12 protein-coding genes are annotated in these 13,592 nt (G+C 32.5%); 1 reads left to right on the top strand and 11 read right to left on the bottom strand.

Going from position 1 to position 13,592, the window contains the following annotated elements; all coding sequences use genetic code 11:
* Positions 1-165 precede the first annotated feature (165 nt).
* The gene (locus RHP49_00410; protein WNH12736.1) at positions 166-1,701 is read right to left on the bottom strand and encodes a YifB family Mg chelatase-like AAA ATPase; all 1,536 of its coding nucleotides are present in this window, start codon (positions 1,699-1,701) and stop codon (positions 166-168) included.
* Positions 1,702-2,052: 351 nt separating this feature from the next.
* On the opposite strand from RHP49_00410, the gene RHP49_00415 reads away from it, so the two are divergent.
* Positions 2,053-2,886, top strand: a complete 834-nt coding sequence (locus RHP49_00415; GenBank protein ID WNH14446.1) for a substrate-binding domain-containing protein — start codon at positions 2,053-2,055, stop codon at positions 2,884-2,886.
* On the opposite strand, the gene uxuA is transcribed toward RHP49_00415, so the two are convergent.
* From uxuA to RHP49_00465, 10 genes are all read right to left on the bottom strand, one after another.
* On the bottom strand, positions 2,883-4,094 hold the full coding sequence (gene uxuA, locus RHP49_00420) for a mannonate dehydratase (protein ID WNH12737.1): 1,212 nt from the start codon (positions 4,092-4,094) through the stop codon (positions 2,883-2,885). The two genes, RHP49_00415 and uxuA, sit on opposite strands and share 4 nt — an antisense overlap.
* A 15-nt stretch (positions 4,095-4,109) precedes the next feature.
* A complete protein-coding gene (locus RHP49_00425; protein ID WNH12738.1) occupies positions 4,110-5,003 on the bottom strand; it encodes an SDR family oxidoreductase in 894 nt (297 codons plus the stop codon).
* A 195-nt stretch (positions 5,004-5,198) separates the two neighbouring features.
* On the bottom strand, positions 5,199-6,449 hold the full coding sequence (locus RHP49_00430) for an alginate export family protein (GenBank protein ID WNH12739.1): 1,251 nt from the start codon (positions 6,447-6,449) through the stop codon (positions 5,199-5,201).
* Positions 6,450-6,596: 147 nt separating this feature from the next.
* Positions 6,597-7,430 (bottom strand): ABC transporter ATP-binding protein, encoded by an 834-nt coding sequence (locus tag RHP49_00435; GenBank protein ID WNH12740.1) that lies wholly within the window; start codon positions 7,428-7,430, stop codon positions 6,597-6,599.
* Between the two features lie 8 nt (positions 7,431-7,438).
* Positions 7,439-8,287: an ABC transporter ATP-binding protein gene (locus RHP49_00440; GenBank protein ID WNH12741.1), complete on the bottom strand. Its 849-nt coding sequence runs from the start codon at positions 8,285-8,287 to the stop codon at positions 7,439-7,441.
* Positions 8,288-8,379: 92 nt separating this feature from the next.
* Positions 8,380-9,486: an ABC transporter permease gene (locus RHP49_00445; GenBank protein WNH12742.1), complete on the bottom strand. Its 1,107-nt coding sequence runs from the start codon at positions 9,484-9,486 to the stop codon at positions 8,380-8,382.
* Positions 9,487-9,513: 27 nt separating this feature from the next.
* Positions 9,514-10,899, bottom strand: a complete 1,386-nt coding sequence (locus tag RHP49_00450) for a CmpA/NrtA family ABC transporter substrate-binding protein (protein ID WNH12743.1) — start codon at positions 10,897-10,899, stop codon at positions 9,514-9,516.
* 308 nt (positions 10,900-11,207) lie between these two features.
* The gene (locus RHP49_00455; protein ID WNH12744.1) at positions 11,208-11,918 is read right to left on the bottom strand and encodes a cytochrome c3 family protein; all 711 of its coding nucleotides are present in this window, start codon (positions 11,916-11,918) and stop codon (positions 11,208-11,210) included.
* Positions 11,919-11,931: 13 nt separating this feature from the next.
* Complete coding sequence (locus RHP49_00460; GenBank protein WNH12745.1) at positions 11,932-12,960, bottom strand: ferredoxin--NADP reductase; 1,029 nt, start codon at positions 12,958-12,960, stop codon at positions 11,932-11,934.
* A gap of 74 nt (positions 12,961-13,034) precedes the next feature.
* Positions 13,035-13,508, bottom strand: coding sequence for a hypothetical protein (locus RHP49_00465; GenBank protein ID WNH12746.1), 474 nt, complete (start codon positions 13,506-13,508; stop codon positions 13,035-13,037).
* Between the last annotated feature and the right edge of the window lie 84 nt (positions 13,509-13,592).

Below are 13,592 nucleotides of genomic sequence, written 5' to 3' on the forward strand. Positions count from 1 at the left end.
TATGATGTACAAATAAAAAATCACATTCAGTTAATTTGTCTTTTAGTGATTGGGTTATATAAAAAGTTTGCTATTATTTGATATAAACCTCTCTCAGCTACAACTAGTTTGCAACTAGCGGTAATTCTATAGATACTAAGAGATTCCTGCCTTCGCAGGAATTTGTTAACCCAACCACCCTTCACGATCCAAACTTCGATACTGAATAGCCTCACTAATATGCGAACCATTAATGGCTTCTATACCTTCTAAATCGGCAATCGTTCTAGAAACTTTAAGTATTCTATCGTAAGCACGCGCCGATAAATTTAAACGTTCCATAGCGGTTTTTAAAAGTTGTTTTGAATTTTCATCTAAAACACAATGTTTACGTATTTGCTTGGTATTCATTTGTGCATTATAATGTACAGTATCAGACGCTTTAAAGCGATCTGTTTGAATTTCTCTAGCTTTAGTAACACGCTTTCTAATCTCTACTGAAGTTTCACTTTTTCGTTCTTCTGATAGTTTTTCAAAAGGCACAGGTGTGACTTCAATATGAATATCTATGCGGTCTAATAACGGTCCCGAAATTTTACTTAAATACCGTTGCATTTCAGCAGGACTTGAGGTTACGGGTGCATTCGGGTCATTAAAATAACCACCAGGACTCGGGTTCATACTCGCTACCAACATAAACGACGATGGATACGTAACCGTAAACTTCGCTCTTGAAATCGTAACCTCTCTATCTTCTAAGGGTTGGCGCATCACTTCTAAAACCTCTCGCTTAAATTCAGGGAGTTCATCTAAAAACAATACCCCATTATGTGATAAGGATATTTCACCTGGTTGCGGATAACTACCACCTCCGACTAAAGCGACATTCGAAATTGTATGATGTGGGCTTCTAAACGGACGCTGTGCCATTAATCCAGTATCTTTTACACGACCTACTACAGAATGTATTTTTGTGGTTTCTAAAGCTTCGTGTAAAGTCATAGGCGGCAAAATACTCGGCAAACGTTTTGCTAACATGGTTTTTCCTGCTCCTGGAGGTCCTATTAAAATAATGTTATGTCCGCCAGAAGCTGCAATTTCCATACAGCGTTTTATACCTTCTTGTCCTTTCACATCGGAAAAATCGAATTCTGGGAAGTCTAGATTTTTTTCAAACTCTTCTCGTGTATTTATTATAGTTTGCTCTAAGGGTTCTCCTTTATCAAAAAAATTGATGACTTGTTCTATATTTTCTACACCATAAACTTCAAGATTATCAACTATGGCTGCTTCCTTAGCATTTTGAGCTGGTAGAATAAAACCTTTAAAACCTTCTTCTCTAGCTTTAACTGCAATGGGTAAAGCGCCTTTTATGGGCTGCAAACCGCCATCTAATGAGAGTTCTCCCATTATTAAATACTTATCTAATTCTTCTGCTTTAATTTGATTAGTCGAAGCTAGAATTCCGACAGCCAGTGTTAAATCGTATGCAGAGCCTTCTTTACGCAAATCTGCAGGCGACATATTAATTATAATCTTTTTTCCTGGGATTCTATAGCCATTATTTTGAAGCGCAGCAGCAATTCTAAAATTACTCTCTTTAATAGCATTATCAGGCAAACCAACCAAGTGATAGCCTACGCCTTTATCCACATTAACTTCAACTACAACGGTTGAAGCCTCTACACCGAATACGGCGCTAGCAAAAACTTTTTTAAGCATATTCTTTCTTTATTGCCTTAAATGTAAGAAATGTATTTTAAATATTACTAGCTCATATTGAACAAACCTCTAAATTGAATAATGATTTTAGCAATGCACAAAAAATATTGTTTTATAATTAAGTCCTTAATTACTACATTGCGTTAACAATGAAAAAAAAAGATTACCATAAAAGACGTAGCAAATAAGCTAAATGTTACAACTTCTACAGTTTCCAGAGCACTTAATGACCATCATAGTATAAGTGATAAAACAAAAATACTGGTTAGAAAAACTGCCGAGGAATTAAACTATTCGCCTAATAAAGTAGCAGCTAGCTTAAGAAGTGGAAAAGGAAACTCTATTGGTGTTATTGTTCCTAAAATTGACAGTAACTTTATGTCAAGCTGTATTTCGGGTATTGAAAGTGTTGCTTACCCTGCAGGCTACAATCTTATAATTTGCCAGTCTAATGAAACATATAAAAGAGAAATTCATAACATTCAAACATTAATTGATAGCCAAGTATCTGGTATTCTCATGTCTCTATCAAATGAAACAAAAGACTCCAATCATTTACAAAAAATTATAGATAAAAACACCCCTTTAGTTATGTTTGATAGGATAGCTGATGACCTAGATGTAGATTTTGTAGTAAATGACGATTATACCGCAACAAAAAAAACGATTAAACATCTAGTAAATCAAGGCTACAAAAAAATTGCATATATAGGTGCTGCTAGCCATATTTATGTATATAAAAATAGGCTAAATGGATACCTTGACAGTTTAAAAGAGTTTAACTTAGAAAGCAACGACGCATGGATTGTTACAAATATTAACTCTCAAGAAGAAGCGTTTGAAGTAACTAAAAAAATGTTTAAATCTAAATACAAGAATAATTGTCCTGATGCCTTTTTCTGTACAAGTGATATTAATGCACTAGGAACCATGCTTGCACTAGAAGAAATGGGGCTAAAAATACCTGAAGATGTTGGCGTTATTGGATATGCAAACGATCAGTTTTCTCGTATAATTAAACCATCCTTATCGTCTATTGAACAACATCCTAAAGACTTAGGAGAAAACTCAGCCAAAATTCTGCTTGATTTACTTAAACAGAAAAACCCTTTTACAAAAGTTCATAAAAGGGTCATAATAACACCAGATTTAATTATAAGACAATCTTCTAACAGAAAACTTTAATGGCTTTTATTTTCTAATAAATACTTCATACCAAGTTCTAAGCCTGATAGTTCTGCCAATCCTTTTACACGTCCGATTAATGGGTATCCCGGATTTGACTCTCTTTCAAAATCATTTAAAATTTTATGTCCGTGATCTGGACGCATTGGTATATTAAAGTCTAACCTGCCATTTTGTTTTCTATTAATTTGCTCTTCAACAATAGCCTTCATAAGACTTGTTATAGAACCTTCTAAATGATTCGTTTCATAAAAATCACCATTACTTAATAGTTTGGTACTTCTTAAATGAAGAAAATGTACGCGACTTGCGTGTTTTTTAAAAATTGAAGACAAATTATTATCTGTTCTAGCTCCAAGTGATCCTGAGCAAAATGTAATCCCATTATTTAATGATGGACACGCTTTTGCTAACCATTCAAAATCCTCATCACAACTAACAATTCTTGGTAAACCTAACAATGGAAACGGAGGATCGTCTGGGTGAACCGCTAAACAAACACCAGATTCTTCGGCAACCTCGATAACTTCATTTAAAAAATAAGAAAAATTTTCTCTTAATTTATTTTTATCAATGCCATTATATGCTGCCAATAATTCATTAAAAATATTAAGATAGTTTTTCTCGCCTTCTTTTACAGCTCCATCAATAAAAGACTGGGTTTTAACAATAATATTATAACCTAATTTATCTTTTTCTTCTTCTGAAATGCTATCAAAAATAATTTTAGCCTCCTTTATTTCCTGCTCGGTATAATCTTTTTCTGCATTAGGGCGTTTTAATAAAAACAAATCGAATGCTGAAAATAAATTTTTATCAAAATACATGGCTTCAGCACCATTTTCTAAAACATATTGAATATTTGTTCTAGCCCAATCTAAAACGGGCATAAAATTGTAGCATATAATTTTAACACCACAAACACCTAAATTTTTAATGCTTTGTTTATAATTAGCAATGAGTTTTTCTCTATTAGGGCTACCCTTCTTTATATCTTCATGAACAGGTAAACTTTCTACAACATCCCAAGTTAGTCCATGAGATTCAATGTTATTTTTAGTTTTTAAAATTTCGTCTACACTCCAAACTTCACCATTAGGGATATGATGCAATGCCGTAACTATCCCTGTGGCTCCAGTTTGAGCTATTTCTTTTAATGATATTGGATCTTTTTCCCCAAACCATCTTAGTGTTTTAGTTAATTCCATTTATATTCTAAAATTTTAAACACCACTAAAAGAACTAAAACCACCATCTACAGGAATTACCGTTCCTGTAATAAAACTTGCTGCATCAGAACATAAAAACTGAACGATTCCATTCAATTCATTGATGTCTCCAAAACGTTTCATAGGAGTTCTGGCTAACACCTTTTTACTTCTTTCTGTATAAGAACCATCGTCATTTATTAAGACTTTTCTATTTTGGTCTCCAATAAAAAAACCAGGTGCGATGGCATTTACTCTAACTTTTTCTCCAAATTTAGTACCCATCTCCATGGCCATCCATTTAGTAAATATATCGATACCACTTTTTGCTACAGAATAACCAGGAACCCTAGTAATTGCTGAAAGTGTAGCCATAGATGATACGTTTATAATGCTTCCTGCTCCTTGATTTGCCATAGCCTCACCAAATACTAAACAAGGATACACCGTACCATTTAAATTAAGATTAGTTACTTTTTCAAAATCGGAAATTTTCATATCAAAAACAGTTTGCTCTTCAGTTAAAGTCGCTCCAGGTAAATTTCCTCCAGCAGCATTAACTAATATATCTATACGACCCCATGCTTTTAGAATTTTTTCACGAGTAAGTTTCATTTCTTCAACATCTAAAACATTAGAAACAAAACCAATAGACTCACCACCCATTGCTTTTAACTCTTCAACTTTATTATTTACATTGTCTTCTCGAATGTCTAAAACAACAACTTTTGCTCCGCTTGAAATTAAACTCTTAGAGATACTACCCCCAAGAACACCTCCGCCACCAGTTACTATGGCTACTTTTCCTTCTACACTAAATGAATCTGTCATATATAATTTGTCTTTAAAATAATTATCCAAAAGTATTATTCCTTTTAAAACCAAAAGAACAATCGTTTGTTCTGTCAAAAATAGTATATTTAAAATAAAAAATATAACTCCGTATTGAAATTTTAATACTATTGGATTAAAATACAGTAGATTCCGTTTTTATTATCAATAATTAAAAATAGCGATATATTATAAAAAAGAATCCCGCTTTCGCGGGATTCTCAATATTAAAAAAACATAACTTACACATCTATAACCGATATGTACTCTTTATTATTTTAAAAACTTAGGTTTAATTACTAGCATAGCCCAAGCCCAATTTTGACCTCCTGCTGCAGCATCTTCTGTAATACCTTTAAGTTCATACATACCATCTGATGCAAACATTTGAGAATATCCTAAGACTAAAGCATAACCTTTAAATTGTTTTTTATAAACTAAATCTATTTCAGTCCCCAACGATTTTTCTCCACTAGCTAATTCTTGCTCTCCGCTAAAGTTTAATGCTTTTATTAAAAGACTAGATGTATCGTTTAATTTAAAATTAGCACTAACATGTACATCAAACAAACCTACTGAATTCGCATGATTACCTACATAGAAATAATCCATAAACCCATTGAACTTATGGTTTGTTCCGTATAATGGAAAGAAGGCTCCTGTTTCTCCAGCATCACCATCATTACCACTAATAATTTCTAAACCTGCACCTAAACCTACTTTAGCAGAAGCTTTATATGTTAAATCTAAACCTACCAAATAAGCTCCTTTTACATCAACTTCGCCTTGTCTCTCTCCTGTTTGTAAAAAAGCATTCGCTGCTACTCCAAAGCTTCCTTTTTTATAATCTAAATGAGTACCTAAAGTTTGTAAATTACTTACAGCATCTGCTTCTTGAAATCCGTTGTTTAATACCAATAAGCTACCAGAAAAGTTTTCCCAAGCTTGTTTTAAATATAAATATTGCATGCTTTTATAAGAAAAGAATCCTGTAGTTCCGTAAGATGTGCCAACCGATTGAAATCCTGTAGGATTTGAATAATCTTGATTGAATGCCAAACCTAAATCAAACATAAACTTTCCTTTCTTGTATTTTAATAAAGCAGCATCATGATTACGCCCTTGTTGCGCCCAATCTAAACCTCCAAATATTCTTTGGTCATCATAAGAAATAATTTGACGTCCTAATTTTGTAGAGAACCCTTCCCCTAAATTAAGTTCTGCCCAAGCTTGAAAAACCGCAAAAGAGTTATTCATATCATAAGGTAAAATTTGTCTGTTTTCTCCCCAAACCATAATGTCTTGAAAACTAACATAGAATTTATATGCCTCAGTAGCATATCCAGCATTTAATCGGACTCTAGTTGATATTCCGAAACCTGCATCGGCATCATCTGCAATTAAACTACCAAAACCATTTCGGTATTCTGTACGTGGTCTAAACTCTCCATCTAAAGTAAATTGTGCACTTGCTAATTGTACCATAACCGCAAGTAATCCTAGTAATACGTATTGTTTTTTCATTTTTTTCTTTTTTTTAAGTTGATTGGATTTAAATTTATTTTTATTAGTAATTGTATGGTTTTTTATGCTGCTAATATAAAGTTGGTTTTAAACTTCAATTATGACGTTTCTCATAAAACCTTCTATTAATATTGTTATACTTATTTTTTAGTGTTCTAAAAAATCTATAAGATGTTTTCTATATTCATAGTAGTCATCATGTTCTAAAACCGATTTTCGTGTTCTAGGTCTTTCAAAATCTACATTTAAAATATCTCCTATTTTCGCTTTGGGTCCGCTTGTCATCATTACAACACGATCTGCTAAAAAGATAGCTTCATCAACATCATGTGTAATCATAACTGCAGTAATTTTTTCTTTATTCCAGATTTCAATAAGAATATCTTGAAGTTCTCCTCTGGTAAGAGAATCTAGCATCCCAAAAGGCTCATCTAACAGCAATACTTTAGGCTTAATTGCAAATGCTCTTGCTATACCAACACGTTGCTGCATACCTTGTGAAAGGTCTGATGCTTTTTTATTAAAAGCGTCTTCTAATCCAACTTTTTGCAAATAATATTTAGCAATATCATTACGCTGCGCTTTAGTTGCATGAGGAAATACTTGATTCACTCCTAATAATACATTTTGAAGTGAAGTCATCCAAGGCATTAAACTTGGCGACTGAAAAATAACACCTCTATCGGGCCCTGGTCCTTTTATGTGATTACCTAAAACCGAAATATTACCCCCTGAAATTTCATTTAAACCGGCTATCATAGACAGCATGGTTGTTTTACCACAACCAGAGTGCCCAATGATGGTAACGAATTCCTCCTTCATAATCTGAAGATTTAAATCTTCTAACACCACATAATCACCTTTGGGCGTTGGGTATACTTTCTTAAGGTTTTTTAAATCCAACATAACTCTGGATGGAGTAAAAAGTCCATTTTCATGTATCACTTTATTACTTTTATTTTCTATAGCATTTGTAGTCATGTGTCTATTTATTTAAAGCGTCCAACAAAATTTTTTGGTTCTAAATCTGGCAATTCAATTAAAGCTTGTGCTTCTAATTTTCGCTCATTACCTATATCCATTAAATATTCAATAATGGCATTTCTTGTCTTTTTGAAATTAGGATTATCGTTTAGTTCTGTTTTATCTCTTGGGCGATCTATATCTATTTTAAACTCTGGTCCCAAGGTTGCATTAGGTCCTGGACGTAACGGTATAATTCTGTCTGCCATATAAATACCTTCATCAACATCATTCGTAATTAATAATGCTGTGCGCTTATCTTTTCCCCAGATATTCAAAATTTCATCTTGCAAATTTCCACGTGTTAAAGCATCTAAAGCTCCTAATGGCTCATCCATGATTATCATTTCTGGTTTCATTGCTAATGCTCTGGCAACAGCAACACGTTGGCGCATACCACCCGATAATTCTTTCGGACGTTTATTTATCGCAGGTGTTAAGCTTACCATTTCTACATAATCCTTAACAATTTCGTGTAATTCGGTTTTGCTTTTCTTAGGAAAGGCTTCCTTAACTGCCATATAAATATTTTGCCCTACAGTTAACCAAGGAAGCAAAGAATAATTCTGAAAAATAACTCCGCGTTCATGGCTTGTATCAACAACAGGCTCTCCTTTAAACAACACCTCACCGCTAGTCGGTTTTAAAAGTCCATTTATAAGGTTTACTAAAGTTGTTTTTCCACTACCTGTAAATCCAACTATGGCAACAAATTCACCTTCTTCGATAGACAAATTAATATTAGAAAGTACTTCGGTAGCATCATCGGCTTGTCCGTAAGTTTTGTATATATTATTTAATTCTAAGTATGCCATTTTTTTTATCGTTTATGTGTTGATTCGTTTATTTGTTAATACTGGATTCATTTTTCTAAACGAATCAAAAAACTAAACAAATCCAAAATATTTTATATTCCATCGTTCTTATTAAAAGACACCATGTTTTGAATAGTTAGCATGATTCTATCTAAAAGAAAACCTATGATTCCAATAACAAACATGGCAACAATAATTTTAGAATTAGAATCGTTAGCACCGTTTTGAAATTCTTCCCAAACAAACGACCCTAAACCAGGGCTTTGAGCTAAAAGTTCGATAGCAATTAAAACCATCCACGCCACTGATAATGTAATTTTTAAACCTGTAAAGATTAATGGTAACGATGATGGCAACACCACTTTAAATATTTTCTGAATAGGTCCAAGTTTCAAGACTTTTGCTACATTGATATAATCTTTATCTACAGATGACACGCCCATGGCCGTATTAACCAAGGTTGCCCACATAGAACAAAGTCCGACACTAATAAAAGAAATAATGAACGAGCTATCTTCACTTGAATCGATCAAGATTGTTTTAATAATCATAAATACCAACAAGTACCAAACCACTGGAGACACGGGTTTAAATATTTGAATAAACCAGTTGAAAGCACTTTTTAAAGTTGGACTTAAGCCTATTAAAACCCCAATAGGAACTGCAATTATTAAAGCTAACAGAAACCCAGCAAATACCGTTTTTATACTCATAATAATCTGGTCTACAAATGATGGTCGTCCTGTATAAGTAATGGCCGCTTTTCCTTCAGCTAAACGTTCTGCGTTTAAGGTTGCTGTTTTTTCTATAAATTCAGCTTTATCTGCACTAATAATATTATGATCTTTAAGAAGCGCTTTATACGAATCCCAAACTTGAGCAGGAGATGGTAAGGTGTTTGGTTGGCAACTAATATCACCAGATGCAATACATGCTCTCAAAGCATCGGCTGCCTCCTGCCCTTGTTCGGTTAACGCCTTTTCTATTTTAAAATCGGCTTCTTTATTGTATAAAGATTTGGCACCCATATGCCACAATCCTATAAATAAAAGTATTGAAGCAAGTGGCACGACCACTTTTCTTAAGAAGTTTCTAAAATCTTCTTTTTCCAGTTTCCCTGTGAACAAATCTTTTAAGGTACTTAAAAAACCTAAGCCCATAAATTCTGTTACTTTTCCTAATGTTATGCTTTGCTTCATGATTACTAAATATTTATATAAATCTTTTTACTTGTCTTTATTTCCTATTGAAAAACTGTTGATGTAACCTATTGGATCTTTAGCATCGTACTTTGTTCCATCAATAAAATCGGTTGTAGCTGGTTTATAACCATCTGTAGTTGGGATATCGTTTGCTGGAATATGTCCCTCTTCTACTAATAAATCTGCTGCTTTTTTCCAGATATCTGGACGGTATATCTCTTTAATAGTTTCTTCATACCATGCTGCCGATTTAGCTTCAGGAATCTGTCCCCAACGACGCATTTGAGTTAAAAACCAAATACCATCTGAGTAAAACGGATAGGTTGCATTGTACTTATAGAATACATTAAAATCTGGCATATCTCGTTTATCACCTTTTTCAAATTCAAACGTTCCTGTCATAGAGTTAGCTAATACGGCTTCATCTGCACCAACATACTGAGACATTGATAATATTTTTACAGCCTCTGCTCTATTACCTGGTTCATCTAACCATTTTCCTGCTCTAATTAATGCTTTAGTTACAGCAATTGCAGTGTTTGGATTTTCATCAACAAACTTTTTAGTCATTACAAACACCTTCTCTGGATTATTTTTCCAGATATCATAATTAGTTACAACAGGCACACCAATACCTTTAAATACCGCTTGTTGATTCCATGGTTCACCTACACAATATCCAAAAATAGTTCCAGCTTCAAGTGTAGCAGGCATTTGTGGCGGAGGTGTTACAGATAATAAAACTTCTGCATCAATTTGACCTTGTACATTTTCTGCTGTATACATACCAGGGTGAATACCTGCAGCTGCTAACCAATATCTAATTTCGTAGTTATGAGTAGATACAGGAAATACCATACCCATTTTAAAAGCTTTACCGCTATTTTTATATTCAGTAATTACAGGTTTTAAAGCATCTGCTTTTATGGGGTGTACAGGTTTACCATCGGCACCTTTAGGTACATTTGGTTTCATTTTAGACCAAACATCATTTGATACTGTAATACCATTTCCATTTAAATCCATTGAAAAGGCAGTTACTAAATCTGCTTGTCTACCAAAACCAGCTCCTGCCGCAATAGGTTGACCTGCTAGCATATGAGAACCATCTAATTGACCATCAATAACACGATCTAAAATATTTTTCCAATTTGATTGCGCTTCAACAGAAACAAACAATCCTTCATCTTCAAAAAAACCTTTTTCTTTTGCTATGGCTAAAGGTGCCATATCTGTTAACTTTATAAAACCAAATGTTAATTGTGGTTTTTCAATATCTAAAGTTTTTGTTTTTGAAGTTTCTGTAACTACTTCTTCGGTTACAGTCTTCTTTTTTTCTTTTCCTCCACAAGAAAGTAACAGTAAAGAAACTGATAAGATCCATGTTGATTTTGTTAATAATGATTTCATATTGAATAATTTTAAATTTATTAAGTAGTAATACTTATTTTTTACAAATATATACGTAGTCTTAATTATAATTAATGTCATTACACATGTAAGCACCACTTTTTACAACATAACAAAACCTGCTAAAAACCATAAAAACAAACTAACAAGATGCAAATCAGTATATTAAAAACTACGTATATATAAACACACATCTAAGTAGCTACTAAGTTTTATAAGTAAAAAAGAAAACTAAGAGGTGTTTTACAGGAAATTCAACTATAAATGAGGAATAAAATGAAGTTGAATTTATAAAAAAGAAAAGCGGCTTATTTATTTTTAGTTTTTTTCAACCAATCCAGTTCTGATAAACCTTTATATTTTTTATCATTCCCGAAAGGATCTTCACCTCCATCAAAATATTTTTGCAAAGTATGCATAGGTAATGTATCCTTTAAAGATGTAGGTACTTCATATTTATGATTTCCATGAAAATCATGACATTGTATACAAGTAGTCCATTGTTTATTGGCTATTAACTTTTGATGACTTACATCTAAAGGATCATTTTCTACTACCAATTCTTGATGGCAGTTCATACAATAATCTATTGAAGCCACAGAAACACGTTCTCCATGATGTTCAGAATGACAAGTAATACATGTCGTAGCATCAATAACTTTAATAGCTTCTTTAAATCTTGGCTCAGAAAATCGGTGATTTGGATGCCTATCATTAGGTCTATCATGGCACTCTAAACAATTATTAACCGTTACATCTTTAGTACCAAAATCCACTCCATGCGCTCTAGCTCCTACTGCATGAGATATATTGGACTGTATTTGTTGTATTAAATTACCCTTTGCATCGGCATGACAAGCAACACAAGACATATCGTTATGTCCAGCATTCATAGGACCAATGGATACATATTTTTCAGAAACATCTAAAGTTAAAATAAAGCAAATTAGACCACCAAGTATTATACCTACAATACCTCCAATAAACTGTCTTTTTCTTAAGGGACTAACTTTAAACATAATTAATTATTTATTATAATTCAATAACAACCGATTCACTTTCTGGATAACTAACACAGGTTAGTATTTTTCCATTACTCACTTCTTTTTCGTCAAGAAAATGACCTTCAATCATTTTAATATCTCCAGATATACAGGTAGCTTTACAGGTTGAACACATACCTGATCGACACGAATACGGTAATGGGATATTATCAGACATGGCTTGCTGAAGAATAGATTTATCTCCTCTTACTTTTATATCGTGTACTTTACCATTGGTTTTGATGGTAACATTACTTATTAAATCTTTTCCCGATAATTTAATGATTGGTGCTTTAAAAACTTCAATCTTAATTTTTTCTCTCGATATACCGTTAAGTTTTAAAAGCTCTTTAGCTTTTTCCATGTAACCAAACGGACCGCAAATCATATAAGTATGATCTTCAAATTTTAGATTGTGCTTAGTAAAAATTTTAGTTAATAAATCTTCTGATAGCAACCCTGAATGGTAATTATCATTTTCTTCATTTAAAGCAGATAAAATATGTTCTACAGAAAACTGATTTGGATATTGTTCTAAAAGGATACTAATGTCTTTATGAAAAATTATAGAATCTATATTCTGATTGGCATATATAAGTATAATTTTAGAATGCGTTTCGGTAGCTAAAACGGACTTTATTATAGAAAAAATTGGAGTTACACCACTACCTCCAGCAAATAAAACGTAGGTTTTAACATTATCTTTTTTAGGCTCAATAAAAAAAGACCCCATAGGTTTATCTACTTCTAACTTATCTCCAGCTTTTAAATAATCATGCACATAATTAGACACCAAACCCTTATCTACACGTTTAATTGTGATTTTTAAATCCTTGTCTGTTTTTGGACAACTACTAAAAGAATATGCTCGTTTATGAATTTCGCCATTTATAGGCACATGTATCGTAAGAAACTGTCCTGGTTTATATGAAACTTTATTAAAAAAACCGCCATTTTTAAAACATACACTTAATGCATCATGGGTTTCTCTTATAATATCTTTTACTAATAATTTCATCTAATTTATACTTGTTATTTTTAATAGGATATAATACAGACCTTTTACTGTAGTACATTAATAAGGTCTTCTGTTTATTTATAATAAAACACTACTCCAATATGAAAAAACATCAAAACTGTTATTATTATAGAAAATGACACATGAATAATCATCCATCCCTTAAACAACAAATCGCTGTTATTCTTTATGACATCTAAATTTAGATATCCAATTAGTGCATTTGCAAAAAACAAATAAGTAAGCAACGCTAAATAACCATAGCCTAAACCGATGCTATGAACATAAAAAAACAAAGGACTTAAAGCCCCTAACCATTTATGTATAGCAGTCATTTTAATTGAATATTTTCTAAGTTTTTTAGAGACTCTAGTTATGGATAAAACCCATTGAAATGTAATGAGCAATGCTAACCCAAGACCAGACCAACGTTTATACATTTCTTCTTGTTGCAACTCGTACAACCATACCCATTCTAGTTTTAAAAAAAACTGAACAAAAAACAGAAACAGTAATACTAAACCTAAAATGGTAGATTTGCTTTTCATGTGTTTATATTTAAAATATTTTGATCATAATTTGCTCACAGCTAATAGTTACAATTAGCTGTAAAAACAAATTACTTTCCTTTT

The sequence above is a fragment of the Flavobacteriaceae bacterium HL-DH10 genome (assembly GCA_031826515.1).
Classification (GTDB): Bacteria; Bacteroidota; Bacteroidia; order Flavobacteriales; family Flavobacteriaceae; genus Thalassobellus; species Thalassobellus suaedae.

Bases quoted from the DNA above. Each gene is read 5' to 3' on its own strand.
- RHP49_00410 (WNH12736.1), bottom strand. From the start codon at position 1,701: ATGCTTAAAAAAGTTTTTGCTAGCGCCGTATTCGGTGTAGAGGCTTCA.
- uxuA (WNH12737.1), bottom strand. From the start codon at position 4,094: ATGGAATTAACTAAAACACTAAGATGGTTTGGGGAAAAAGATCCAATA.
- RHP49_00430 (WNH12739.1), bottom strand. From the start codon at position 6,449: ATGAAAAAACAATACGTATTACTAGGATTACTTGCGGTTATGGTACAA.
- RHP49_00435 (WNH12740.1), bottom strand. From the start codon at position 7,430: ATGACTACAAATGCTATAGAAAATAAAAGTAATAAAGTGATACATGAA.
- RHP49_00440 (WNH12741.1), bottom strand. From the start codon at position 8,287: ATGGCATACTTAGAATTAAATAATATATACAAAACTTACGGACAAGCC.
- RHP49_00445 (WNH12742.1), bottom strand. From the start codon at position 9,486: ATGAAGCAAAGCATAACATTAGGAAAAGTAACAGAATTTATGGGCTTA.
- RHP49_00450 (WNH12743.1), bottom strand. From the start codon at position 10,899: ATGAAATCATTATTAACAAAATCAACATGGATCTTATCAGTTTCTTTA.
- RHP49_00455 (WNH12744.1), bottom strand. From the start codon at position 11,918: ATGTTTAAAGTTAGTCCCTTAAGAAAAAGACAGTTTATTGGAGGTATT.
- RHP49_00460 (WNH12745.1), bottom strand. From the start codon at position 12,960: ATGAAATTATTAGTAAAAGATATTATAAGAGAAACCCATGATGCATTA.
- RHP49_00465 (WNH12746.1), bottom strand. From the start codon at position 13,508: ATGAAAAGCAAATCTACCATTTTAGGTTTAGTATTACTGTTTCTGTTT.